General features: G+C 42.1%; 24 protein-coding genes and 4 tRNA genes. 18 read left to right on the top strand and 10 right to left on the bottom strand.

Features of this window, described 5'->3' with window-relative positions; translation table 11 throughout:
* Window positions 1–42: 42 nt before the first annotated feature.
* From cysI to PCIT_RS10245, 3 genes are all read left to right on the top strand, one after another.
* Window positions 43–1,755: an assimilatory sulfite reductase (NADPH) hemoprotein subunit gene (gene cysI, locus PCIT_RS10255; protein ID WP_010363834.1), complete on the top strand. Its 1,713-nt coding sequence runs from the start codon at window positions 43–45 to the stop codon at window positions 1,753–1,755.
* Window positions 1,756–1,801: 46 nt separating this feature from the next.
* Complete coding sequence (locus PCIT_RS10250; RefSeq protein ID WP_010363833.1) at window positions 1,802–2,542, top strand: phosphoadenylyl-sulfate reductase; 741 nt, start codon at window positions 1,802–1,804, stop codon at window positions 2,540–2,542.
* Window positions 2,543–2,665: 123 nt separating this feature from the next.
* Window positions 2,666–3,193 carry a DUF4124 domain-containing protein gene (locus tag PCIT_RS10245; protein WP_010363832.1) on the top strand — a complete coding sequence of 176 codons (528 nt, stop codon included), beginning with the start codon at window positions 2,666–2,668 and terminating at the stop codon, window positions 3,191–3,193.
* Here PCIT_RS10245 and PCIT_RS10240 read toward each other — a convergent pair.
* Window positions 3,188–4,282: an NAD(P)/FAD-dependent oxidoreductase gene (locus PCIT_RS10240; protein ID WP_010363831.1), complete on the bottom strand. Its 1,095-nt coding sequence runs from the start codon at window positions 4,280–4,282 to the stop codon at window positions 3,188–3,190. The genes PCIT_RS10245 and PCIT_RS10240 overlap by 6 nt on opposite strands.
* A 162-nt stretch (window positions 4,283–4,444) precedes the next feature.
* On the opposite strand from PCIT_RS10240, the gene PCIT_RS10235 reads away from it, so the two are divergent.
* Window positions 4,445–5,176 (top strand): substrate-binding periplasmic protein, encoded by a 732-nt coding sequence (locus PCIT_RS10235; protein WP_010363830.1) that lies wholly within the window; start codon window positions 4,445–4,447, stop codon window positions 5,174–5,176.
* On the opposite strand, the gene PCIT_RS10230 is transcribed toward PCIT_RS10235, so the two are convergent.
* Together PCIT_RS10230 and PCIT_RS10225 are read right to left on the bottom strand one after the other, a co-directional pair.
* Entirely contained in the window at window positions 5,151–5,606 is a 456-nt protein-coding gene (locus tag PCIT_RS10230) for a PaaI family thioesterase (protein WP_010363829.1), read from the bottom strand. The two genes, PCIT_RS10235 and PCIT_RS10230, sit on opposite strands and share 26 nt — an antisense overlap.
* 133 nt (window positions 5,607–5,739) lie before the next feature.
* Window positions 5,740–6,105, bottom strand: coding sequence for an RNA-binding S4 domain-containing protein (locus PCIT_RS10225; protein WP_010363828.1), 366 nt, complete (start codon window positions 6,103–6,105; stop codon window positions 5,740–5,742).
* Between the two features lie 172 nt (window positions 6,106–6,277).
* On the opposite strand from PCIT_RS10225, the gene PCIT_RS10220 reads away from it, so the two are divergent.
* Together PCIT_RS10220 and PCIT_RS10215 are read left to right on the top strand one after the other, a co-directional pair.
* Window positions 6,278–6,574: a hypothetical protein gene (locus tag PCIT_RS10220; protein ID WP_010363827.1), complete on the top strand. Its 297-nt coding sequence runs from the start codon at window positions 6,278–6,280 to the stop codon at window positions 6,572–6,574.
* Window positions 6,575–6,659: 85 nt separating this feature from the next.
* Complete coding sequence (locus tag PCIT_RS10215) at window positions 6,660–7,352, top strand: hypothetical protein (protein WP_010363826.1); 693 nt, start codon at window positions 6,660–6,662, stop codon at window positions 7,350–7,352.
* Here the strand turns inward: PCIT_RS10215 and PCIT_RS10210 are convergent.
* Entirely contained in the window at window positions 7,349–8,332 is a 984-nt protein-coding gene (locus PCIT_RS10210) for an extracellular solute-binding protein (protein ID WP_010363825.1), read from the bottom strand. The genes PCIT_RS10215 and PCIT_RS10210 overlap by 4 nt on opposite strands.
* 51 nt (window positions 8,333–8,383) lie before the next feature.
* Between PCIT_RS10210 and PCIT_RS10205 the strand changes: the two genes are divergently transcribed.
* On the top strand, window positions 8,384–11,104 hold the full coding sequence (locus tag PCIT_RS10205) for a putative bifunctional diguanylate cyclase/phosphodiesterase (protein WP_010363824.1): 2,721 nt from the start codon (window positions 8,384–8,386) through the stop codon (window positions 11,102–11,104).
* Between the two features lie 102 nt (window positions 11,105–11,206).
* Window positions 11,207–12,016, top strand: coding sequence for a VOC family protein (locus PCIT_RS10200; RefSeq protein ID WP_010363823.1), 810 nt, complete (start codon window positions 11,207–11,209; stop codon window positions 12,014–12,016).
* Here PCIT_RS10200 and PCIT_RS10195 read toward each other — a convergent pair.
* Complete coding sequence (locus PCIT_RS10195) at window positions 12,008–12,748, bottom strand: type 2 periplasmic-binding domain-containing protein (RefSeq protein ID WP_010363822.1); 741 nt, start codon at window positions 12,746–12,748, stop codon at window positions 12,008–12,010. The two genes, PCIT_RS10200 and PCIT_RS10195, sit on opposite strands and share 9 nt — an antisense overlap.
* A 166-nt stretch (window positions 12,749–12,914) precedes the next feature.
* Between PCIT_RS10195 and PCIT_RS10190 the strand changes: the two genes are divergently transcribed.
* The 3 genes from PCIT_RS10190 to PCIT_RS10180 all read left to right on the top strand — a co-directional run bounded on the left by PCIT_RS10190 (window position 12,915) and on the right by PCIT_RS10180 (window position 16,402).
* On the top strand, window positions 12,915–13,583 hold the full coding sequence (locus PCIT_RS10190; RefSeq protein ID WP_010363821.1) for an SDR family oxidoreductase: 669 nt from the start codon (window positions 12,915–12,917) through the stop codon (window positions 13,581–13,583).
* A gap of 102 nt (window positions 13,584–13,685) precedes the next feature.
* Complete coding sequence (locus PCIT_RS10185) at window positions 13,686–14,054, top strand: hypothetical protein (RefSeq protein WP_010363820.1); 369 nt, start codon at window positions 13,686–13,688, stop codon at window positions 14,052–14,054.
* Window positions 14,054–16,402, top strand: coding sequence for a fatty acid cis/trans isomerase (locus PCIT_RS10180; RefSeq protein WP_010363819.1), 2,349 nt, complete (start codon window positions 14,054–14,056; stop codon window positions 16,400–16,402). The genes PCIT_RS10185 and PCIT_RS10180 overlap by 1 nt, the downstream gene beginning before the upstream one ends.
* 29 nt (window positions 16,403–16,431) lie before the next feature.
* On the opposite strand, the gene PCIT_RS10175 is transcribed toward PCIT_RS10180, so the two are convergent.
* Window positions 16,432–17,070, bottom strand: a complete 639-nt coding sequence (locus PCIT_RS10175) for a peroxiredoxin-like family protein (protein ID WP_010363818.1) — start codon at window positions 17,068–17,070, stop codon at window positions 16,432–16,434.
* Between the two features lie 104 nt (window positions 17,071–17,174).
* Between PCIT_RS10175 and PCIT_RS10170 the strand changes: the two genes are divergently transcribed.
* Window positions 17,175–17,795 (top strand): dUTP diphosphatase, encoded by a 621-nt coding sequence (locus tag PCIT_RS10170; RefSeq protein ID WP_010363817.1) that lies wholly within the window; start codon window positions 17,175–17,177, stop codon window positions 17,793–17,795.
* On the opposite strand, the gene yrfG is transcribed toward PCIT_RS10170, so the two are convergent.
* Complete coding sequence (gene yrfG, locus PCIT_RS10165) at window positions 17,788–18,459, bottom strand: GMP/IMP nucleotidase (protein ID WP_010363816.1); 672 nt, start codon at window positions 18,457–18,459, stop codon at window positions 17,788–17,790. The two genes, PCIT_RS10170 and yrfG, sit on opposite strands and share 8 nt — an antisense overlap.
* 60 nt (window positions 18,460–18,519) lie before the next feature.
* Here yrfG and nudE point away from each other — a divergent pair, with 60 nt between their 5' ends.
* The 6 genes from nudE to PCIT_RS10135 all read left to right on the top strand — a co-directional run bounded on the left by nudE (window position 18,520) and on the right by PCIT_RS10135 (window position 20,587).
* Entirely contained in the window at window positions 18,520–19,083 is a 564-nt protein-coding gene (gene nudE, locus PCIT_RS10160; protein WP_010363815.1) for an ADP compounds hydrolase NudE, read from the top strand.
* A gap of 2 nt (window positions 19,084–19,085) precedes the next feature.
* Entirely contained in the window at window positions 19,086–19,886 is an 801-nt protein-coding gene (gene cysQ, locus PCIT_RS10155; RefSeq protein WP_010363814.1) for a 3'(2'),5'-bisphosphate nucleotidase CysQ, read from the top strand.
* A gap of 186 nt (window positions 19,887–20,072) precedes the next feature.
* Window positions 20,073–20,149, top strand: a tRNA-Met gene (locus PCIT_RS10150).
* A 69-nt stretch (window positions 20,150–20,218) separates the two neighbouring features.
* Window positions 20,219–20,295, top strand: a tRNA-Met gene (locus PCIT_RS10145).
* Between the two features lie 69 nt (window positions 20,296–20,364).
* Window positions 20,365–20,441: transfer RNA gene (locus PCIT_RS10140), tRNA-Met, on the top strand.
* A 69-nt stretch (window positions 20,442–20,510) separates the two neighbouring features.
* Window positions 20,511–20,587: transfer RNA gene (locus PCIT_RS10135), tRNA-Met, on the top strand.
* Window positions 20,588–20,745: 158 nt separating this feature from the next.
* Here PCIT_RS10135 and PCIT_RS10130 read toward each other — a convergent pair.
* From PCIT_RS10130 to PCIT_RS10120, 3 genes are all read right to left on the bottom strand, one after another.
* Window positions 20,746–21,930, bottom strand: coding sequence for a dipeptidase (locus PCIT_RS10130; protein WP_010363813.1), 1,185 nt, complete (start codon window positions 21,928–21,930; stop codon window positions 20,746–20,748).
* Between the two features lie 68 nt (window positions 21,931–21,998).
* Complete coding sequence (locus PCIT_RS10125) at window positions 21,999–22,238, bottom strand: YheU family protein (RefSeq protein ID WP_010363812.1); 240 nt, start codon at window positions 22,236–22,238, stop codon at window positions 21,999–22,001.
* Window positions 22,235–23,218 (bottom strand): hydrolase, encoded by a 984-nt coding sequence (locus PCIT_RS10120; protein WP_010363811.1) that lies wholly within the window; start codon window positions 23,216–23,218, stop codon window positions 22,235–22,237. The genes PCIT_RS10125 and PCIT_RS10120 overlap by 4 nt, the downstream gene beginning before the upstream one ends.
* Between the last annotated feature and the right edge of the window lie 80 nt (window positions 23,219–23,298).

Here is a 23,298-nt window from a genome sequence, read left to right as displayed (position 1 = left end):
CGTAGGGTATACCGTCAAAGTAAAGTATTTAGGAATTTATAAATGAGCAAGCCCAATAGTAAGCATGATCAAAACGTTAAGTTTGCAGATAACGAACGTTTAAAAACACAAAGTAAGCATTTACGCGGCACAATCACCGAAGACTTGTCTGATCCATTGACCGGTGGTTTTACGGCAGATAACTTCCAATTGATCCGTTTCCACGGTATGTATCAGCAAGATGACCGTGATATTCGCCCTGAGCGAACGAAGCAAAAGCTAGAGCCATTACACAATGTGATGCTTAGAGCGCGTATGCCCGGCGGTATTATCAAGCCAGAGCAGTGGCTCGCGGTAGATAAGTTTGCTGGTGATAAAACCATGTATGGCAGTATTCGTTTAACCACGCGTCAAACGTTTCAGTTTCATGGCGTATTAAAGCCAAATATTAAAGAAATGCACCTCACGCTACATGATGTAGGTATTGATTCAATTGCAACTGCCGGTGACGTAAACCGTAATGTGCTGTGTACCACGAACCCAGTAGAGTCAGAACTTCACCAAGAAGCGTACGAATGGGCTGCAAAAATTTCAGAGCACTTATTGCCAAAAACACGTGCTTATTTAGAAATTTGGTTAAATGGTGAGCGTAAAGACACCACGGATATCGAACCAATTCTAGGGTCTACTTACTTACCGCGTAAGTTTAAAACAACCGTGACGATTCCACCGAATAACGAAGTGGATGTGCATGCCAATGATTTGAACTTTGTTGCCATTGAAGAGGACGGAAAATTAGTTGGTTTTAACGTGTTAGTGGGTGGTGGCTTAGCCATGACGCATGGTGATGTGAATACGTACCCTCGTAAAGCCGACGATTTTGGTTTCATTGCACTAGAACATACGCTTCAGGTAGCTGAGCACGTTGTATCGGTACAACGTGATTGGGGTAACCGTGTTAATCGTAAAAATGCCAAGACTAAATATACCCTAGATACTTTTGGTATTGATGAGTTTAAAGCTGAAGTTGAAAACCGCGCGGGTGTTAAGTTTGCTGATAGCAGACCTTATGAATTCACGCATCGTGGTGATAGCATCGGCTGGGTTGAAGGTATTGATGGTAAGCATCACCTCACCTTATTTATCCAAAACGGCCGTATTTTAGATTACCCAGAAAAAGCCTTAAAAACAGGGTGTCGCAAGATAGCTGAAATTCACCAAGGCGATTTCCGCATGACAGCGAATCAGAACTTGATTGTTGCGGGCGTACCGACTGAGCAAAAAGCGGAAATTGAAAAAATAGCCCGCGAACATGGCTTGATTGATGATGCGGATACTGAACAACGCAAAAATTCAATGGCGTGTGTGTCATTACCAACATGTCCACTTGCGATGGCTGAAGCTGAACGTTATTTACCTGACTTAGTTACTAAAGTTGAGCAATTGCTAGTAAAGCATGACGTTGCAAATGACAGCATCATATTGCGTGTTGTGGGCTGCCCGAATGGCTGTGGCCGCGCGCTACTTGCTGAAGTTGGCTTAGTTGGGAAAGGCCCTGGTAAGTACAACGTGTATTTAGGTGGTAACAAAGAAGGAACTCGTGTTCCGAAGTTGTATTTAGAAAATGTAGGCGAAGATGTGTATTTACCTGCCCTAGATACCTTAATCGGCCAGTGGGTAAATGAGCGTGAGCAAGATGAATGTTTTGGTGACTTTGTGATCCGTAAAGAGATTGTTGCGGAAGTTAAAGTGTCAAAAACAGACTTCCACGCTTAAACAAATAGGATATTGGCAGGGCAGCCTGCCAACTTTAGGAATAAGCATGAGTGACTATAAAAATATATTACAATTAAGTGGCGATGAGCAGCGCGACTTATTAGCACAAGCAAATGAATTACTGTTGCCAATGACACCGCAACAGCGTGTGACTTGGGCCTTAGACAATTTGCCGAACAATGCATTTTTATCGTCTAGCTTTGGTATTCAAGCCGCGGTAATGCTGCATTTAGTAACGCAAGAAAAAGCAGATATTCCTGTGGTACTCACTGATACTGGCTACCTTTTTCCTGAAACATATCAGTTTGTTGACTACTTAACTGAACGCTTAAGCTTAAACTTGAAAGTGTACCGCTCTAATTTTAGCCCTGCATGGCAAGAAGCCAAGTATGGAAAATTATGGGAACTCGGGGAAGAGGGTATAAAACAATATAATACGCTTAATAAAGTAGAGCCGATGACCAGAGCACTACAAGAGCATCAGGTGGGTACATGGTTTAGTGGCCTGCGCAGAGATCAGTCCTCGACACGTGCGGATAAGAAAATACTGGAAATTAGCCGAGGTACGGTCAAGGTTTACCCGATCATCGAGTGGAACAACCGTGATGTTTACCAATATTTGACTAAGCATGACTTACCTTATCACCCACTTTGGGAGCAAGGTTATGTGTCGATGGGTGATGTACATACGACACGTAAACTCGAACCCGGTATGACTGAAGAAGAAACGCGATTTTTTGGCTTGAACCGTGAATGTGGTTTACATATTGATGGTGATGGTATCTAACCATTCTCCAGTGTCAGATACGCTTTACAAGCACAACATTTGTTGTGCTTTTTTTATGCTCATCCTCTGTGTATGATGCATTCCTAAGGGTTAAAATGTCAAAAAGATACGAAGGAGTGGGTTATGAAAGCAGCAACTTATATGATGATTATGATCATGCTGATTGGTTTAGGATCTTTGTTTGTGCTGAAGCGTCCAGACGGCAAGACATGGCTTAGCATGGATAACGTCATTAATAAAATTGAGGCCGGTACTGGTGATGTGTTGAGTCAATCTAAGCGGGCAATTGAGAAAACCGTAGATGATGCGCGCGCATTAGTGGATGAGCAAGGCTCAGTCAAAGCACAGCCTGTTATTTATAAATGGCGCGACGCACAGGGGAATTGGATTTATTCTGATAAGCCTAACTCGAATGGCGATAGCCAGCAGCATACATTAGACCCAAGTAAGGTGACGATTATGGCTGCTGAAGATACTGCTATTTTACAGACGCTGGCGACCAAGAAAGGTGATGACGAGTCTGGGCAAGGCATACCGTCTGCACTCAACCCGAGTGCAGTTAAAAAGCTCATGGAAGATGCGCAAAATGTCCAAAAACTAATGGACGATAGGGCTAAAACGATTGATGACGCCGTTGAGGGAGGATCATAGGGTACTAGAGTGTACGTGCTCAGCAATAGCTAAACTGGCCGTTAATCCTGGTGACTCTATACCGAAGAGGTTTATTAAGCCCTGACAACCGTGTGTTTCATATGTCTGAATCGTAAAGTCTTGCGTACCTGAACGAGTGGTTTTGGCTCTAATACCCGCATAAGCACTGTGTAGTTTTGTCTCATCAAGTGCGGGCCAATACTGTTTAATGGCGTGTACAAACTTACTTTTCTCGTGCTCATTTATCTGATAATCAAGCGAAGAAATAAAGTGAGTATCAGGGCCAAATCGAAGCTGACCAGCAAGGTCTATGGTGGCGTGAATACCTAACCCGTGTTGTTCAGGGACGGGATACACTAAATGTGTAAACGGGTGTTTTCCTTGATAGCTAAAGTATTGACCTCGACAATAGTGCAGCTCAGGGATAAAAGCATCATCCATACCTTCTATCATTTGCGCATTTTTCTGTGCAAATAATCCCCCAGCGTTGATTAAATTTTGGCAGTGCAACTGGAAAGGTTCACCATCACAGTTTAATTCAACAATGTAGCCATCAGGTGTCTTTTGCGCACTTAAAAACTGAGTGTTAGCGACATATTGGCCTTGATTTTGCTCAAGTTGCGCGAGCAGAGAAAGCATAAATTGATGGCTATCTATGATCCCAGTGGAAGGGGACCAGAGCGCTTCAGTAGCCTGCACTTCTGGTGCGTAATGCTGAATGTGTGAGCCAGAGACGTGTTTTAAGTCTGTCACACCATTTAGTTGGGCTTGACGTTTGATTTGGGATAATACATCCGCTTCACGAGTGGTTTTTGCAGTAAGTATTTTACCTACTTTGTGATAAGGCACGTGATATTTATCACAATGTTGATATAACAACGCTTTGCCTCGTACACACAGTTGTGCTTTTAAACTATGTGTAGGGTAGTAAAGGCCTGCATGAATAACTTCACTGTTTCTGCTGCTACTGTGTTCACCAAATTGCGCGTTTTGCTCAATGAGTAATACGTCTTGATTTTCACTGAGTTTAGCTGCAATCGCCATACCAACGACCCCAGCCCCCACAACGATGGTGTTTAACTTTTCCATAGCGTCTTTCCCATAGCACGGCTTACATTCATTAATCGCTATAGTAACAAATGCTCACCTAATCAGTCACGTTGCTGTGCACCTGCGTATATGAATACTGCCCGTGAATTTAGATTTATAGACTACAATTACGGGATGCAACCAATGAGGATGAAGAGGGGAATGAGGCATTTACTCTACATAGCTTGGTTTATTTTTGCGCTTCAGGAAAGCGCTGCCCAGCCAATTAAGGTTGTGATTGGGGGACATAATCCATGGCCTCCTTATATACTTGAAGATGGTTCTGGTTTAGTGAAAGAGGTGGCTTTTGCAGCTTTTGCGGCACAAGGTATTCACTTTGAAATGCGTGTTGCCCCATTTAGTCGAATGATGCGATTACTTGAGCAAGGTACTGTGGATATGGTCCCTGCGTTGTGGTGGACTCCCAAACGCTCAAAAACTCTTTTATTTACTGAACCATACTTTAACAATGAGATGGTTGTCGTCCACCGTCAGGATACATTGCTTACGTTTTCAGGTGCGAATAGTTTACGTTTTTTGAGTATGAGCATTATTCGTGGGTATGGCTATCACGACTTTTTAAGTACCATTGAAGGATTAGAACTGCTCCCTGTGTCAAGTTTACAAGCATGCTTGGAGCTCGTTGAAAAGCGACGAGTAGATGTGTCAGTAGCTGATTTATGGGCGGCTAAATACCACTTTAAAACATTTCCTAACTTGAATAACCTCACCGTATTGAAGCCTGCATTGGTCTCGTGGCCTTTGCATATGGGCGTATTGAAAACCCACCCTCAAGGTAATGAGATTATTACGCAATTTAATATTGGTTTAGGAAAAATAAAAAAAAATGGGGTCTATGATCAGTTAATCAAGACTCATCTTGAGCGCTTCTAGCCACGACAGCCGCAGTCATCCGTGATATGCAGCACAGTTGGTTTTGGGCATTAATAATTTTAATCTCCCAAACAGAGGTGCGCTTGCCGATGTGTAATGCACGCGCTGTAGCAGTCAACATACCATTTCTAGACGCTTTGAGGTGATTGGCATTGATCTCTTGGCCGACACAATAGAATCGTTCGAAATCGATAACAAAATTGGCCGCATAGCTTGCTACGGTCTCAGCAAGAGCAACATTCGCACCACCATGCACCAAACCAATAGGGTTGTGGTGATGCGGTGTTGCGGGCATCGTTGCAACCAGATAGTCGTCTCCGATCTCCACAATTTGAATATCGAGGGTTTTCATCAGAGAGCCTTGGCCATGTAAGCCATTATCTAACTCATTGCAAAACTCTAATGTCACAGGGCGAAACCAAATAGACATATCATTTCCTTTGTATAAGCTGAGCGGGTTTTATATCATTGTCTGTGGCGAATGAGCAATAGTGAAAGGTAACAGCTATTGCTCTTGGGAGTATCAAATAGGAGCTTATAAATATGATGGCTGCATATATCGTTTAGCCAAAGGAGATTGGTTTTCTTCCTGTATCCGCATCTTTTTTATTTTTTCGACTCCGGTTACGCTTTTTCTTTTTTTCTGGCTCAGCAGGCTCAGGGGTAGATTCGGCTCTTTGAGCTGGGGTGGCATCGGGCGATAGCGTGAGTAGGTAATCATCACCATCGAAGTGCAAGTTATCGCCAGAGTACATTTTTTTACGCTTAACAGTACAAATTGCATTATTGACGGCAATGTAGCCTTCGCCAATGAGCATTTTTGCTTGTCCGCCAGTTTCAACAAGATCAAGTACTTTGAGTAAGTTACATAGCTCAATAGGCTCTTCTTCTAACTCTACTTCAATATAGTCAATCGGTTCATCAGACATTTACACAACTCCTATTCAATTTGCGACAGTATACCGCTGGATACGGTGGGCCACGAAACTTTTTATCTATTTTTATGGTCTTTAACTTAAATGCCGTAATTGTCGTGTATGTTGCAGCTCAACTAGCACCTTAAGTCAGCTAAGGTTGCGATAGGTTATGAGGATAAATTTTATGGGTATTCGTTCAACATTAAAAAAAGAGTTGATGAATTTAGATGCGTCAGATCTGATGACCGCAGATGATGTACGTGGCTACTTGAAAGCACATTTTGCTAGGGTAAAAAATACCAGTGCGCATAGCTTTAATTTAATCTCACACTTTAATGAATATCATAGTCAAGTGGTGTCTGGTGCACCGACCAAAAAAGCAATGCTCACCTATAAGCGTCATCATTTGTTTAAAGATGTACTGTACCCTAAAAAAGCAGTACAGCAATGGGTTCAAAAATATGATGTCGAGTTTAATTGAGGAGGAGATATTCATTTAAGGTAATAGCGCTTGTGCTTTGAATTGATTACATTTGTAGTCAGTCGTTGTGAAAAGCAGGTAAAACATGGAAAGAGTTGTGTGGCAAATAGGTCTCCTTTTTTGGCTATTACTTTGTATCGGCTGTAGTTCTTCTCAAGTGCATGTTTTTGATTCGGGCCTTAACAAGGCCCAGTGGACTAAATTGTTGAAGAGGCTTGACAGGGAGGGGATCAATTATAAGCTGAATACGCTTTCATCTGTGACGGAGTACAGCCATCCGACACTGGTTTATTTTCCTGGCGACCTTAATGCTGAGCTTTTGCAGCAGTTAACGACTACAGTTCAGTCGCTCGGATTTGAACGACTAGATGTAAGGGTGTTTAATCGCCACACACACTTTTATACTAAAGGCAATTTAGGCTTATACTTCCCCGTTCAGAATAAGCATGATGCCTTGCCTGATTTATTGTATTCAGTGGATTGTAAGCACCCTGATATTCGCATTACTTTAATGAAAAATGGGCGATGGCGAGCAACTAACCATGATGTTGCGCATTTTACTGAAGGTCATTGGCAGTATGATCCCCCTTATTTAACGCTTATTCATGCTGGGAAATATGGACAGATGCAACAAGCCTTCAAAGCAAAGCAGCATCAAGTGATGACATTACAAGGTCCAAAAAATGCCACGACTTATCAGGTCTTGGGGCATAAATCATATTCCCTTGCCCTTTTTAATTGTAACCTACAAATCATATATGCCGAGCACTTAGATTAAGAGCTCGGTAGATTTTTTGTGGCAAGCCCCAATAAGGGCAAACTCTGCTTTACTGCGGTAATGTTGGGTGTAAAAGGGATTGCGGTTTTATCAACTTGATTAATTACGGGATATTCTGCTAGCGAGTCGGCATAAACGCTTTGAGTTTCGGGAGTCAGTAAAAAAGCAATAAAGGTTTGTGCATGTGTTTTATTTGGTGCGTGTTTCGCAATCGCGGCAGTGGTGGTCGATATCGGTGTGCTGTTGTCCGCGGTGAGCATATAATGAATGGTGAGTTTGTTGGCCAGATCACGGTCTCGCTTGTTCGTTGACTGCTTCATCATGGTCCAATAGTAATGATTAGCAAGGGCGTATTGACATTGACCACGGGCGAGTGCACGTAACTGATCTCTATCCCCACCAGTTGGCCTTTTTGCCAACAGTTTATTGGCCTGCGATAGCCAAGCTATGTCAGCGTTTGACTTAGTAGCATATAAAGAGGCTACGAGCATTTTATTATAACTATGTTGCCAATCTCTGACACAAAAAGTTCCGCGGTACTGTTTTTGGGTTAATGATGCGTAATGTATCGGCGGCGTTGCTTGGGTGTCTTTGCGACTAAAAAGTGCGCGAGTTCGCATTGAAATGCTGACCCACATTCCTTCATCATCTTTAAGCTCATTTGGAATATGTGCCCAGTCAGATAATTCTGGAATTGGTTGTAATAAGTTTTTATGATCATGTAATTGAATAAGATCAGAACTTAACACCACATCTGCGAGTGAGCCTTTACCATCTTGTTTTAATCGTGCCAATAGGTGTTTTGATTTACCATTGACTACATTAACCTTGATGTTATGCCGTGCTTCAAATTTTTTGATAACGGGTTCGATCAATTCATATTTACGAAATGAATAGACATTTAAATGTGCTGATTGGGCAAATATTGGTGTACTTTGTATCAATATAAGGGAATAAAGTAAAAGTTTGCTTTTCTTCATTGTAAATAAGAACTATTATCAGGTGTGTATAGAATACAACGTCAATTACATATGTCTATAGTTACGCCAATTATTTCAGTTTTACGCTCTCCAGTGCAATTTGGTGCTGTCTGCTTTTTGTTTTTTGCCTCAGCTATGCTTTACGTAGGGTTTTTGCTGAATAATTATTATCAGCAGCAAGAGCGACAAACATTGCAGCAGCAGCTATCGCAATACCATCATCAGCTTGATACCAAGCTTGCTTATGTGGGGCATTTACTTTACTCCATTGATGCGTATTTGGATGACGGTTTTGAAATGGATTTATTTAACCAAGTGGCGCAATCTCAGTTACCTGGCTCAGATGTTGAACTGCGCTTAGAAATGTATCAGATCATAACACCTGAACAAGTACATCTTATTGAAGCGTCGCAGCGTCAGCTTGGTTTTTTCGATTATACAGTGCGTTTAGAAGAGCAAGTCAGCCCCCACTACCTGACACTCATGAATGTTGCACCTTTAGCTGATTATGGTCATACCATGGGTGACAGTTTAGCATTTAGCGAATCGCAAATTGAGACATTGTATGAACACCAAAGCTTAATGGCTCTAAACTGGTCTCATCAGGATAAGTGGACGTTATTATTACAAAGGCCTGATCATCAAGGAGCCTCAGCAGTGTTGGGGTTGAGTTTCGAACTGCCGATTCTATTAGAAGGTTTATTTGGGCATATTTATCAAACCAGTCAGCAGCATGTGCGAGTTTACACGGTTCAACAAGAACTCTTTAATTCTGATTGGCAAAATAATTATGATCTTGCGCATCGCAATGAAGGTGCAAACCAAACGATTGACTTTTATGGCCAAAAATTGACGTTACAGTTATACAGTCACAGGCAACTGTCTCCCAGTCTACTAGAAAATAGACAGCTAATGATCGCGGGGTTTATTACGGTTGCATGCTTGTGTGCTTGGTTAGTGTGGATGCAGCTACGTTATCTGGTATCTCGGAACAATGTGATTAATAAAATAGTCATTGAGCGGACCACGAGTTTGGCACAAGCAAACGAACGATTAAGTGTTGAATCAGATAAGCGCTTAGCAGCGTTACAGCAGCAAATAAGCGCTGAAAGAAAATATAAAAGCTTATTTCTAAACAGTAATGAAGGGTTGTTTGTCTTAGATGGACATGGGCAATTGATTGATGCAAACCCTGCCTTTCGACGTTTATTATTAGGAAATCAAACACAGCAGCTAGGTGCGTATTTAAGCCAGTATATAGTGGATGATGAGTTTGCTAAACAGTGGCAAAAAATTATTGAGCAACGTTCACGCCATGATGAGCTTGAGTGGTTAGCACAAGTAGAAAGTGCTGACAGCATTTGGCTCCGGCAAACAGGAAGCTGGTTGCATGGACCTAGTGGAACGTTATATGAAGGGCGTGTCACTGATATAACTCAGCTGAAATTATTTAATGAACAGTTGAAATATAAAGCACAGCACGACAGTTTAACTGACCTGTTAAACAGGCAAACTTTTTTAGGATTAGTTGAAACCTGTCGTAGTGCCTCAGCAAAGCAATATGTATTGCTCTATATTGATTTAGATCGCTTTAAATTAATCAACGATACTTTAGGACATATAGCAGGAGATAGGCTGCTGGTTGAGTTTGCTACTCGAATGCGGATATTGTTAGGGAGCTTTTCTGATATAGCACGTTTAGGAGGTGATGAGTTTGCCGTACTCATAGACCTTGATAAATTACTTATGCCGTTAGAAGGCATACTCGAAGATATTTTAGTCGAAGTACGCAAGCCCTTTGTATATGAACAGCAAAGCCACAGTATCAGTGGTAGTGTTGGCGTGAGACGATTCACGGCACCTTGTGTCAATTATGAAGCTGAAAAGCTACTGCATGACGCCGATATTGCCATGTATGAAGCCAAGAAAAGAGGAAAGAATTGTTATTATATTTATAGCTCTGCTATTGCCTGTGAAGCGTCAAGAAAATTACGCATAGAGCGTGCACTGCACGACATTGATTGCGACGGGGAGTTAAGTCTGCAGTTCCAACCCATATATTGCAGCGAAGGACGAAGGTTACGTGGCTTTGAAGCATTGTTGCGCTGGCACAGTACAGAGCTTGGTTTTGTCAGCCCAGCAGAGTTTATTCCAATCGCAGAAGAGTGCGCCAAAATAAATATGTTGGGCCAGTGGGTATTTAAAAGTGCAGTTTCTTTTATGCGTGAGTGTGGCAAGTATGACTTGTTCATGAGTGTAAATGTTTCGCCGTTACAAATACAAAGCGGCTTATTTGTGCCCTGGCTTATCGAGTTATTTTCCGACAATCGAGTTAAACCAGAGCAGTTTAAAATTGAGCTAACAGAATCAGCGATGATGATGACAGAAGATAGCTTAGTGGCACCATTAGAGCAGCTTCATGAGCTCGGGTTCGGCATTTACATAGATGACTTTGGGACGGGTTTTAGTAGTTTAGCGCGCTTGAATGCGCTACCTGTGGATGGTTTAAAAATAGATAGGGCGTTTATTGAAGGCATTGAGACTATGGGAAGCGCTCGGCAATTAATTGAAGCAATTTGTGCTATTGCAAACAGTTTTGATTTAGTTGTTACTGCAGAAGGAATAGAAACAGCGGAACAGTTAGCTGTACTCTCTAAATTACATTGCCAACAAAGCCAAGGCTATTTAATGAGTAAGCCGCTTGCAAGGGGGGATGCACTTGCTTTGGTTATGCAGGTTAATAGTGCGCCTTATCTAGAGTTAGTGACCTAGCTTTAATTTTTACGCTTTATTTAATTGTAATAAACCCATTTAGGCACTGTGTTTTGTGCTTTACTTGTTACAGTGTGAAAGTAATTAAAAAGAGAGGTCAGTATGCCAAAGGTAACCTCCGTAACTCCGGGGACATTTTGTTGGGCTGAGTTATGTTCGAGTGATTGGGCGGTAGCAAAACCATTTTATACTCAGCTTTTTTCATGGCAATTTGACGATCAGCCGATCGGCGAAGATTGCTATTATACCCTGTTGAAAAAACAGCAAGATGATATAGCGGCGATGTACCAAATGATGCCTGAGCAAGTTGAGGCCAATGTTTCTAGCCATTGGCTAGCCTACATAGCCGTTGAAAGCGTTGATACTAAAGCAGCTGAAGCTCAAAAGCTGGGAGCCCACATTATTCATGGCCCTCATGACGTACCAGGGGCTGGTCGTATGGTGATGATGAGTGATCCGGGTGGAGCACTTGTAGCGCTTTGGCAAGCAAAAGAGCATTCTGGTTCACAGCGGGCTTTAGAGTTTAATGTTCCTTATTGGCATGAGTTAACAACACGAGATGTTAAGGCCAGCTCAGCGTTTTATACGCAATTATTAGGCTGGCAAGCTGAGCAACATCCTATGGGCGACATCACGTACACCTTGTTTAATATTAACGGCCAGCCGGTTGCTGGGCTTATGCCAGTGACTGATGAATGGGGCAAAGATACCCCTGCGCATTGGATGATTTACTTAGCGGTTGAAAATTGTGACGCTATGGTTGAAAACACACCGCACTTAGGTGGTCAGGTCTGTGTACCAGCTACAGACATTGAAGGTATTGGACGATTTGCGGTGTTGACGGATCCGAGCGGAGCGGTTTTTTCTGTTATGGAGTCAACGTCAGGGGATATTGATAAAGCATCATTTTAGCTCTGTATCTGGGAGCTTAATGACCTGACCTCCACATTTAACAAAGCTACCTTGTAATACTTCTAACAAAGCATCTAGTTTACCGGAACTATGCAGGCTTTTTATGGAATGATTGAGTTGGTTGACTAAATGCTTATTACGCTGGTGAACATAATGGTAAACGGGGTAGTGTTCATTTTTTAATAGCCGAAGATAGATTTTTTTTAACCCTGAGGCGCATAGTGCTCCTTTTGGGAAGATCTTATTGGCGAGTAAAATGTGCGCGTTTGATTTTCCTAAAGCTTGGAAAGCGGACACATCATTTTGCACCGCGGTACATTTTAAGCTGTTGTGTTGACAATAGTACTCTGCAATTAAGCTACCATGGATCCGAATAATCGATACTGTTTTATTGAGTATGCAGGCTGTTTTTGTAAGGCAAAATATAGCCAACTGAGAGTTGGCTATCGCAGTGGGGATTTTGATAATATTGCTATATTTTTGCATTACGATATCGACTCGACCACCTTCGGCATCTAATATGCCCGCTTCAACATGCTTTAATCCTCGGTAGCTGGGCATAAATACAACATGGGGCGTAATGCCTAAAGGGCGATAAATTTCACTCATTATAGCGACAACTTGTTGTTGACCAAGGTGGTATGAGAGCGCTTCACTTGCATTGATGGTATAAGGCTTTGCAATGCTGGTGGGCAATACCAAAATGAAGAGAATAGCGAAGACGAGTCTCATTTAAACGTGTGCCTATCGAAAAATACTTACTAAAACATAGCAGGTATATTAGTAAATACCGTTTAGTGTAGGCTTGAATTTATTAGTCGTTACCCCAAAAACCTCAGCTAATAGAGAGAAGTACTTCGTACTTTTGTATATTTAAATTATTTTAAAAGGAAGTCATATGAGCAAACATGTTTTGATCACAGGCGCAAACCGAGGCATAGGTTTAGAGTTTTGTAAGCAATATACTGCGGCAGGGTTTACGGTGACTGCCGTAGTTCGTCAATCATCTCCTGAATTGAAAAGCATAGAAAATATCAATATTCTGACAGGTATTGATGTTAGTTGTGATACCGATATTGCACGGCTAGTTACTCATTTAGCACAGACGCCGATTGATCTATTAATAAACAATGCAGGTGTGTTTAGTAATGAAACTTTAGCTAACATGGATTTTACCGCGATTGAGCAGCAATTGCAGGTGAATGCCGTGGCGCCCATCAAATTGACGCATGCACTTCAAGCGCATTTAAATAAAGGGGCTAAAGTGGCAATGATCACCAGTCGAATGGGATCTATTAGTGATAATAGTTCTGGTGGCTATATTGGGTATCGCATGTCAAAAGCCGCATTGAATGCAGCCAGTGTAAGCTTAGCGCATGAGCTTAAACCCAAAGGCATTGCAGTTGGCTTGTTGCATCCTGGCTTTGTTCAAACTGCGATGGTGAATTTTGCAGGGGATATTTCCGCTGAGGTCGCAGCACAGAGGTTGATCATGCGTATTGATGAATTGACGGTTGAGAATACTGGTGGGTTTTGGCACTCCAATGGTGAAATACTTCCGTGGTAGCATGCTTATTGTGAACGATTTACGGACGTGTTAAATCACATTCAGTTCAGGGATATTATGCTAATATGAGCACTATTATAGTGCTTATATTAACGGAAAATTATGGAATTATCACAAAATACCCCATTGTCCTTACCTTTATTTTTACTCAATGATGAGATTGAATCTCGAGATATTGAAGCACCTGATTTGGTTTTGAATGTGGTGTTAGATGAGACTCTACTGGCTAACTTATGCCAAAATCCCAGTGCGGAGGAAAGTGTGAGTATCACGCTAGATAATTACCAATTAGAAGTCGTCGATTCGACGTTTAGCAAGTTACTAGAACAGAGCCATCAGGCACAGCTATTGTTGAATCATGGTCCAGTTTTAAGTGCCGTTCTGAGTGATGAAACTGAGCAAGTGTTTATTTCACCACCAATAGAGATGATGCCAACTTTTGACTTGGGCGAAGAAGTCGAGGAAGAATAATGCGACAGCGCCTTTGGATATCATTACTGGTTGTCTTAACTTTATCGGGGTGTGCGGCGATTGGTTTTAGCAAATATGATGATTTATTTGGTAAAGCACAGCCGCAAGCGCGGTTAAGTAGTAATGAACAAGGTTTAGGGGCGCACTATTTAACTTCGGTCAAGCCGGTCCTAGATACACGTTGTGTAGTTTGTCACGGTTGTTACGATGCACCGTGCCAGCTAAAATTAACTTCTCCCGAGGGGATAGATAGAGGTCTGAGTAAAGAGCGCGTGTATGATGGGACTAGGTTACTGGCACAGCAGCCTAGCCGTTTGCTGTATGATGCTCATACTACACAGCAATGGCGTGAGAAAGGGTTTACGCCTGTTTTAAATGAGCGGGTGCAAACAGAGCAGGCTAACCTAATGGGCAGCGTGTTTTATAATAGTTTGCTACTTAAAATGGGTAACCCAATGCAGCAGCAAGGGGTGCTTGGCAGTGAATATGATTTCTCACTTGACCGTAAACAAAGCTGTGCAAATATGGATGAATTTTCCATGCTGGCTAAACGTCAGCCTCATGCGGGCATGCCCTATGGATTGCCAGCAGTATCCCCGAATGAATTTAACACATTGGCGACTTGGTTACGCACTGGCGCGAAAGTGGCACATATTGCGCCTGCAAGCGATTTTGAACAGCAGCAAGTAACGCAATGGGAAGCATTTCTTAACCAGAGTCCGCTGAAGTATCAATTGTCGGCACGCTATATTTATGAACATTGGTATCTGGCTAATATTTATTTTCCGAGTGAAAATACAAAAAAATCGGTCAATTTTTTTAAACTGGTACGCTCTAGAACACCGCCTGGAAAAGAGATTGAATTAATAGCGACACGTCGTCCGTATGATGAGCCTAATACATCGCGCGTCTATTATCGGTTGATGCATGAGCGCAGTACTATTTTAGCTAAAACACATATGCCGCTGGCGCTCAATGGCAAGAAAATGCAGCGTTTGTACGAGCAGTTTATTGCCGCGGACTACCAAGTCGACACCTTACCAAGTTATCAGCCAAAGGTAGCTTCAAACCCGTTCAAAGCTTTTGCGAAAATTCCAGTTAAGTCAAAATATCAATTTATGCTTGATGAAGCGGAACTGATCATAAAAGGTTACATCAAAGGCCCTGTATGTCGTGGTCAGGTTGCATTAAATGTGATTAATGATCACTTTTGGGTCGCGTTTGTTGATCCCGATAAGAATAGCTCACCAGCAGTGAGTGAGTTATTACTCACACATGATAATGAGCTAGCATTGCCTGCATCAGACCAGAGTAATGTATTGCCGATTTCAAGCTGGACTAAGTATGCGGCTCACCAACATGACTATTTGAAAGCAAAAACAGCATTAGCCGATAAATTGCTGGCACAGACTAACAAGGTAACACTGGACTTGTTGTGGCAAGGTGATGGGGACAATCGCAATGCAGCTCTGACGGTATTTAGGCATTTTGATAGTGCGACTGTGGTAAAAGGCTTTATTGGCCAACAGCCAAAGACTATGTGGATATTAGATTATGCACTATTTGAGCGAATCCATTATTTGCTGGTGGCTGGGTTTGATGTATACGGCAATATTGGCCATCAGTTGAATACCCGCCTATATATGGATTTTTTACGCTTAGAAGGAGAGCAAAATTTTATTAACTTGCTCCCAAAACATGCCAGAAAGACAGTCAAACAGCATTGGTATCGACGTTCACATATTAGTTTAAGTGAGTTTATTAATCGCAATACACTGTGGGGCGCGCAAACAGGAATTGAATATGTTACTGCATCACCGAAAGATGAATTAATGACTAAGCTGCAGCAATTTTTAGCCCCGATATTGAGTGATAAATACGACTATCGAGCTGTGCCTGAATTATTTAAAGAGCTTAACAATTTATCAAGTAAAACGGTAAATTTGTTACCACAAGTGTCATTCATTTTACAACAAAATGCAGACGGAACTGGACATAGTGCGTATACATTGATCCACCATAATGCGCACTACAATATTTCTAGCTTATTAAATGAAACGGGGCAACGTGCCTATGATGAAGATACCGCGATTTTAGTACCTGGGTTTATTGGTGATTATCCTGAAGCGGTTTGGTACTTACCCAATCAAGCGCATGCAGTGCAATTTGTATCACGTTTGCAGCAAGTGTCGAACGAGGCGCAATATCGTGCTTTAAAGGCGGATTTTGCCATTCGTCGTACGCACCCTCAGTTTTGGCAATATAGTGATATTTTGCATAGAGTAGCAAAAGAATACCGTGGAATAGAGTATGGTATTTTTGATTATAATCGGTTAGAAAACCGCTAGTTCAATGTGCTAGCGGTTTTAAATAAAGCTTATAGCGCGCTGGCTGCTTTTACCGCTGCCAATAACACTGATTCATCTAAGCGAGCTTTGTAGTTTGGGTTAGCGTATTGAAACTGCACCAGCCCTTTTTTATCAATCACAAATACCGCAGGTACAGGCAGTGCGACTTTATTTTGCCCGTCTAAATCCACAAAGTTAACCCCCATACGATCGCGATATGCTTTAGCGGTTTTATCATCCAAGAAATAGGCTAAGCCAAGCGCTTGAGTCAACGCCAGTTTGTCATCTGATAATAGCTGGTAGTTGGGTGAGTCTATTTTACTTTTTGCTAGCTCTTCAGGGCTATCAGGTGCTACAGCAATAATTTGTGCGCCATACTGTGCAATTTGGCTTTCAATTTTTTTTATGCCAGCAAGTTGGCGCGAGCAATAGGGGCACCAGCCTCCTCGATATACCACCACAACGGTGGTTTTATTGGCATAAAGACGCTCTAGATCTATAGCTTTACTGTCTTGATTTAAAAGCGTAAGTTGTGGCGCGCTTAAGCCAGGCAACAACGGACTTACTTGTTCAGGAGAGGAAACAATATTGGTGATTTGGGCCGCATTTGCTGAATGAATATGTACAAATGCGATGAGCAGTACAGAGATTACAGTAAAAAAACGCATAGAACTCTCTTAATAAATTAGTGAACTGTATTAGAACGGACAAGTGGCGAATTTCTTTCAGTGGGGTATCATATTGCCTTTGAAATGATCATAGAGAGAGCACAATGTCTGCCAATGTCACTAAACTGGTTGTAATGCTAGAAATGCAAAATGCCATGAACACCAAAGTTCACGAGCAATGGTTTAATCAAGGGTTTGATTGGTATCGTGCTATCTGGGTTGAATGTGCCGAAATGCTAGACCATTACGGTTGGAAGTGGTGGAAAAAGCAAACACCTGATACAGAGCAAGTTATTTTGGAGCTTGTTGATATCTTTCATTTTGGGCTATCGCTACGTATTGATGGAAAAACCTCATATCAAGACCTCGCTGAGCAGCTCGATACACAATTACAACAGCCGCAGTGTGCTGCTGACTTTAAGCAAACGTTGGAACAATTGGCGGCATCAGCGGTCGCTGAAAAAACTTTTAATGCACAAGCATTTGCGGGTTGTATGCAGCAAATTGATATGACTATTGACGACCTATATCGCGGTTATGTGGGTAAAAATACGCTCAATTTTTTCCGTCAAGATCATGGCTACAAAGACGGCACATACATCAAAGTGTGGAACGGCCAAGAAGACAATGAACATTTAGTTGAAGTGGTCAAAAGTCTTGATACAGAGCATCCAGACTTTGCGAAGAACGTCTATGCAGGGCTAGTAGCACGTTACCCTAGCTAACTTCATTATCCGTTAATGGTAATAAAGTACGGTAATCTGTAATTGCATGGTAGCCAGTGATGTTATTCGCTGGCTGCTTGCTGTCGGGATTAGCTATGGCCAATAGATGAGCTATCCCATACTTCTTTGCAGCATCTAGCACTGCTAAGCTATCATCAACAAACAAAGTGCGTGCCTTATCAAATTGTAGATCAGCTTGTACTTGCTGCCATAAGCTTTGGCTTTCTTTACTCACACCATATTCATGCGTTGAAATAATTTTATCTAAATATTGATCAAATTGCGTTCGCTCGATCTTAAGTGACAGACTATCAGGATGTGCGTTTGTTAATAAAATAAGCTCTTTCCCAGCCGACTTTAATGCATTTAAAAATGCGGGTGTGTCTTCTCGCACAGTAATTAAATGTTGTATTTCTCGTTTAAGTGCCATGATTGGTAAGTCGAGCTGTGCTTGCCAATAATCCAAGCAATACCATTGAATTTGCCCACCAACTGCTTCATAACGTTTCATGATATCGGCGGTTGCTTCAGCCAGTGTTATATTTTGCTTTTTGGCATGCTCTCTTGGAATGACAGTGAGCCAAAAGTGGCTGTCGAAATGTAAATCAAGTAGCGTTCCATCCATATCAAGTAAAACGGTATCGATATTTGACCAATTTAGCATAGGCATTTTTCGTTAAAGGCTTTATGATTAAGTTACCGTCATGATAGCAAAAAAATGCCTATGTCACAGAAAAAGCACCCGTCACCACCCGAGATCATAACTTGTGAAGTTGTGGCCAAAAGTAAGCTATTCACCATTGAGTCTCTTGATTTACAATTTTCTAATGGAGAAAACCGTACTTATGAACGTGTACGCGGCGGTGGGCGCGGTGCTGTGATGGTGATCCCAATCACCGCTGACAATGAACTCTTATTAGTTAGAGAGTATTGTGCGGGCACGCACAACTATCAATTAGGGTTCCCGAAAGGGCTTATTGACCCAGGTGAAGCACCGGTTGAGGCGGGTAACCGAGAGTTAAAAGAAGAAGTTGGTATGGGGGCAAAGCAATTTGCTGACTTGAAAACTTTATCGCTGGTGCCGAGTTATTTTAATGCGAAGATGCACATACTCGTGGCGCAAGACTTATACCCTGAGTCATTGGAAGGCGATGAACCTGAAGAGTTGGTTGTTGTAAAGTGGCCCTTGGATGAGTGGCAGTCGTTATTAACACAGCCTGACTTTACTGAGGCACGCAGTGTTGCTGCCTTATTACTACTTCAGCAGTTTTTAGCCTCGGAGGGATAACTTTGCACGCATTATTAGAACCTTGTATTAAATTAGCGGAACAAGCTGGCGCAGCTATTATGTCTATCTATAAAAACGATGACATCGGTGCCCGCGAAAAGTCAGATCACACGCCGGTCACATTAGCGGACATTGCTGCGAATGATGTCCTTATGGCTGGATTAAAGCATTTGACCCCTGATATTCCTATTATGTCGGAAGAAACTCCTATTCCTGCATTATCAGAGCGCCAACATTGGCAGCGTTATTGGTTATTAGATCCCCTTGATGGGACAGGTGAATTTATTCTGCAAAGTGGCGATTTTGCCGTTAATATTGCTTTAATTGAACATAACAAGCCAGTACTAGGAGTGATCTATTGGCCTGTTCAAAACACCACTTATTATGCGCTTAAAGGCGAGGGGGCATTCAAGCGCTCAGAAATAGGTGAGAGCAAAATCTCTGTATCACAACCGAGTAATTTGACATTAGCAGTGAGTCGCAGACAAAACCTTGCCGTCGTTAGTCAGTTTGTAGAAAACCCATTTGAGACAGTGCCAATGGGTTCTTGCTCACTCAAAGCGTGTATTATTGCTGAGGGGAAAGCCGATTGTTTTTTGCGAGTCGGCCCAACCGGAGAATGGGATACTGGCGCGTCACAAGTGATTGTTGAAGAAGCAGGCGGGTGTATTACTGATGCAGAATTTAACCCGCTTACCTATAACGAACGTGAGAGCATTGAAAACCCTGATTTTATCGTTATGGGACATTCAGATTGGCCTTGGCGAACGATGATCAACCCACATAAACGCGTTACCGAGTAGCGTTTGAGTGAAAACCATACAGCGTTTGTGCAAAAACATGGCCCACCAACGGTAAGTTGCAAATTAAGTTCGTAAATACTTGCATTTAAAATAGAATCCTATACTATAGCGACCTCTTCGAAAGACAAGTTATCTAAACTGGTTTTTTAAGAGTTAAGTTTAAGATTTTATAGCTTAAACTACAGGCGCGGGATGGAGCAGCCTGGTAGCTCGTCGGGCTCATAACCCGAAGGTCGTCGGTTCAAATCCGGCTCCCGCAACCAATTCTTTTTATAAGTTTGGTAGCCAAAGTTGATATGTAGAGCAACTTAAAACAATTTCTACAATACAGGCGCGGGATGGAGCAGCCTGGTAGCTCGTCGGGCTCATAACCCGAAGGTCGTCGGTTCAAATCCGGCTCCCGCAACCAATTCTTTTTATAAGTTTGGTAGCCAAAGTTGTCATGTAGAGCAACTCAAAACAATCTCTACAATACAGGCGCGGGATGGAGCAGCCTGGTAGCTCGTCGGGCTCATAACCCGAAGGTCGTCGGTTCAAATCCGGCTCCCGCAACCAATTCTTTTTATAAGTTTGGTAACCAAAGTTGTCATGTAGAGCAACTCAAAACAATCTCTGCAATACAGGCGCGGGATGGAGCAGCCTGGTAGCTCGTCGGGCTCATAACCCGAAGGTCGTCGGTTCAAATCCGGCTCCCGCAACCAATTCCTGTATTTCAAATCTTATATCTTCTAGTTTAAACATCATTTTCAAAGCCGTATCTTTTCTAATTTCCTTTAATTTCACAGATAACTACTTGAGTAACTATTTAAAATGATGCGGGTATAGGCAACAATAACCTTATCATTGCCTGATATAAAGGCTAGAATTGACGAGCGTACTCTTCAGCTTGTCGCCATACACGAAGTGTGTTTCCACCTAAGATCTTTTTAATTTGACCTTGGCTATATCCTCTATCTAATAATCCTTGCACTAGATTGGGATAGGTAGATACGTCTTTCAAACCAACTGGTAAAGAGTCACCAACGCCATCATAATCAGACCCAATACCCACATGATCAATGCCAATGAGTTTAACAACATGATCAATGTGATCTAGCACTTGTTCTAACGTAGCGAATGGGAATGGGTTTTTCGCGCGGTAGGCTGCAGCAAAATTAGTGCCCGCCGAACCATTTTCTTGTGCTTCTTTACGTGCTTTATTGCGTCCGTCGTACCAGTTTCTTGACGTGGCGGTGACAAAACTAGAACCAAAGTTAATTTGGATAACGCCGCCATTTTTCTTTAAAGCTTTTAGCATTTTATCATCCATATTTCGCTCAAAGCCGGGTGTATATTTGCGTAAAGAAGAGTGGGAAGCAATAACCGGTACTTTAGATATTTCCATGGTTTGGTAAAAAGCAGCATCAGAAATGTGTGATACATCAATTAACATACCAATCTTATTCATCTCAACCACGAGCTCTTTACCAAATGGGCTCAGCCCTTTCCATTTTCTACGTACATCGTACGACGAATCTGATATATGGTTACTTTGCGAATGTGCGAGGGTAATATAACGTACCCCACGGTCAAAGAAATGCTTAAGGTTACTTAGCTCTCCTTCAATCGGTGAGCCATTTTCCATTCCCATCGCAATAGACATTTTCTTTTGTTTAAAGTGGCTGTGGATATCTTTAGTTGAATAGGCAATTGCGAACTTATCTGGTGCGCGAAATGCTAAAGCTTCCATACCATCAATTAATTGGTTTGCCAGTAAATAGCTTTTTCCTTTACCTTCAAATTCTAGGTTGGCAGGAATATAAATTGACATAAAGGGCGCATTTAAGCCGCCTTGTACTGCTCTTGGGTAATCAAAGTCACCACCGTCTGTTGCTTTAGTTACATCATCCCATTGCATTTTTAAACGATACGGTACGTCAATGTGTGTATCGATGAGAATATTTTGTTGTGCAAGACGGTGAGCAAGTTCAGATGCTTGATAATCTTTAGCTTGTGCACCTGAAACTACCAATGCCAAAGCGCAAAGAGAATAGCGTAAGGTCATGATTTCGCCTATATAGTTTAGTTGTCATGACTAAACTATAACTGAAAAGCAAAGCAGTAAGAACTCCCTTAAGAGTAATCTTCACTTTGCATGGCATTAAATTGGGCTTTAGTCACTATATTGACAGATTCATGTAGCTCTGAGAATACAATCAAAGCCTCTCCTGAGATAAGCAGGGCTTTAACGTGTTCCATTTTTTGCTCAGTAGAAAACTCTTGTTCACCATAGTCAGTCCCTTCACGCAGTACATAGTGCTCTAGTAGGTTAGTCAGTGTATTAGGGTCGAGCTGTTGATGGGGAATGATCATCGAGATTTGTCCGTAACTTTAAGTGAGGAGAAATAGTGTGGCACGATTTGTTCAAGCCAGAACTGAGGCTTTAATGGATTGCTACCGCCAATGAACCCAACATGCCCACCTTGTTCTGATACTGCCAGCTTAACAGAATCACTGACTTGGTTTTGATTCGGAATTGCTTCTTTAGATAGCATCGGATCATCTTTGGCATGGATCAGCAATGTTGGAGTCTGAATGGTTTTTAGATAGGATTGTGCACTGGCCTTTTGATAATAATCTTCCGCGCCTTTAAATCCATGTAAAGGGGCAGTAATGAGGTTATCAAACTGCCATAGATCATTTAGGTTGCTTAGCGTGTTCTTATCTATTGGTAAGACACTTTGAATCGTTGGTAGTTTTCGCGAGAATGACTTTTTCATTCTATCAAGTAAGTATTTTTGATATAGGCCGTGGCAGCTTTGTCGGATCACTTGGCAAGAGGATGACAGGTGGTAAGGGGCTGAAATCACCGCGGCACCAGATAAACCGCTATTGTCCTGCCGTTCGCCTAAATACTTAGCCAGTACATTTCCGCCGAGAGAAAACCCAACCGCATAAAGAGGACTATCCACATAACGCTGCTTTAATGTTTGCACTAAATACGCTAAATCACTTGTTTCCCCGCTGTGATAAGCTCTTGCTAATCTATTGGGCGCACGTGAGCAGTTTCGAAAGTGCATCAAGACAGTATTGAAGCCATTGCTATTCAGCGCGTTCAGCATCCCTTTGGCGTAAAAGCTATTAATATTACCTTCTAAACCATGTAAAACAATAGCAATAGGTGCTTTGGCTTTTTTCTGTGGTGCCCAAGCTAGTTCAAGAAAGTCGCCATCTGGCGTATTTAATTCTTCAAAGCATACGGGGACTTTATGAAAAGGTCTAAAAAACCGCGGCAGTATTGTTTGCACATGTCTATTGCGCATCCACCATGCACTTTTAAATGAGTAGTCCATAAAACATCTTGCTATCAACGGGCTCACTAGTTTAGCAAAAAACACCGCACCTGTTGAGAATTATATAAGTGAAATCACAG

The sequence above is a fragment of the Pseudoalteromonas citrea genome (genome assembly GCF_000238375.3).
GTDB lineage: Bacteria > Pseudomonadota > Gammaproteobacteria > Enterobacterales > Alteromonadaceae > Pseudoalteromonas > Pseudoalteromonas citrea.
This window is presented reverse-complemented; position numbering and strand designations above follow the sequence as displayed.

Bases quoted from the DNA above. Each gene is read 5' to 3' on its own strand.
- PCIT_RS10235 (WP_010363830.1), top strand. From the start codon at position 4,445: ATGAGGCATTTACTCTACATAGCTTGGTTTATTTTTGCGCTTCAGGAA.
- PCIT_RS10220 (WP_010363827.1), top strand. From the start codon at position 6,278: ATGGGTATTCGTTCAACATTAAAAAAAGAGTTGATGAATTTAGATGCG.
- PCIT_RS10230 (WP_010363829.1), bottom strand. From the start codon at position 5,606: ATGTCTATTTGGTTTCGCCCTGTGACATTAGAGTTTTGCAATGAGTTA.
- PCIT_RS10185 (WP_010363820.1), top strand. From the start codon at position 13,686: ATGGAATTATCACAAAATACCCCATTGTCCTTACCTTTATTTTTACTC.
- PCIT_RS10180 (WP_010363819.1), top strand. From the start codon at position 14,054: ATGCGACAGCGCCTTTGGATATCATTACTGGTTGTCTTAACTTTATCG.
- PCIT_RS10130 (WP_010363813.1), bottom strand. From the start codon at position 21,930: ATGACCTTACGCTATTCTCTTTGCGCTTTGGCATTGGTAGTTTCAGGT.
- PCIT_RS10205 (WP_010363824.1), top strand. From the start codon at position 8,384: ATGTCTATAGTTACGCCAATTATTTCAGTTTTACGCTCTCCAGTGCAA.
- PCIT_RS10175 (WP_010363818.1), bottom strand. From the start codon at position 17,070: ATGCGTTTTTTTACTGTAATCTCTGTACTGCTCATCGCATTTGTACAT.
- PCIT_RS10240 (WP_010363831.1), bottom strand. From the start codon at position 4,282: ATGGAAAAGTTAAACACCATCGTTGTGGGGGCTGGGGTCGTTGGTATG.
- PCIT_RS10120 (WP_010363811.1), bottom strand. From the start codon at position 23,218: ATGGACTACTCATTTAAAAGTGCATGGTGGATGCGCAATAGACATGTG.
- nudE (WP_010363815.1), top strand. From the start codon at position 18,520: ATGTCACAGAAAAAGCACCCGTCACCACCCGAGATCATAACTTGTGAA.
- PCIT_RS10245 (WP_010363832.1), top strand. From the start codon at position 2,666: ATGAAAGCAGCAACTTATATGATGATTATGATCATGCTGATTGGTTTA.
- PCIT_RS10225 (WP_010363828.1), bottom strand. From the start codon at position 6,105: ATGTCTGATGAACCGATTGACTATATTGAAGTAGAGTTAGAAGAAGAG.
- PCIT_RS10170 (WP_010363817.1), top strand. From the start codon at position 17,175: ATGTCTGCCAATGTCACTAAACTGGTTGTAATGCTAGAAATGCAAAAT.
- PCIT_RS10210 (WP_010363825.1), bottom strand. From the start codon at position 8,332: ATGAAGAAAAGCAAACTTTTACTTTATTCCCTTATATTGATACAAAGT.
- PCIT_RS10250 (WP_010363833.1), top strand. From the start codon at position 1,802: ATGAGTGACTATAAAAATATATTACAATTAAGTGGCGATGAGCAGCGC.
- yrfG (WP_010363816.1), bottom strand. From the start codon at position 18,459: ATGCTAAATTGGTCAAATATCGATACCGTTTTACTTGATATGGATGGA.
- PCIT_RS10200 (WP_010363823.1), top strand. From the start codon at position 11,207: ATGCCAAAGGTAACCTCCGTAACTCCGGGGACATTTTGTTGGGCTGAG.
- PCIT_RS10215 (WP_010363826.1), top strand. From the start codon at position 6,660: ATGGAAAGAGTTGTGTGGCAAATAGGTCTCCTTTTTTGGCTATTACTT.
- PCIT_RS10125 (WP_010363812.1), bottom strand. From the start codon at position 22,238: ATGATCATTCCCCATCAACAGCTCGACCCTAATACACTGACTAACCTA.
- PCIT_RS10195 (WP_010363822.1), bottom strand. From the start codon at position 12,748: ATGAGACTCGTCTTCGCTATTCTCTTCATTTTGGTATTGCCCACCAGC.
- cysI (WP_010363834.1), top strand. From the start codon at position 43: ATGAGCAAGCCCAATAGTAAGCATGATCAAAACGTTAAGTTTGCAGAT.
- PCIT_RS10190 (WP_010363821.1), top strand. From the start codon at position 12,915: ATGAGCAAACATGTTTTGATCACAGGCGCAAACCGAGGCATAGGTTTA.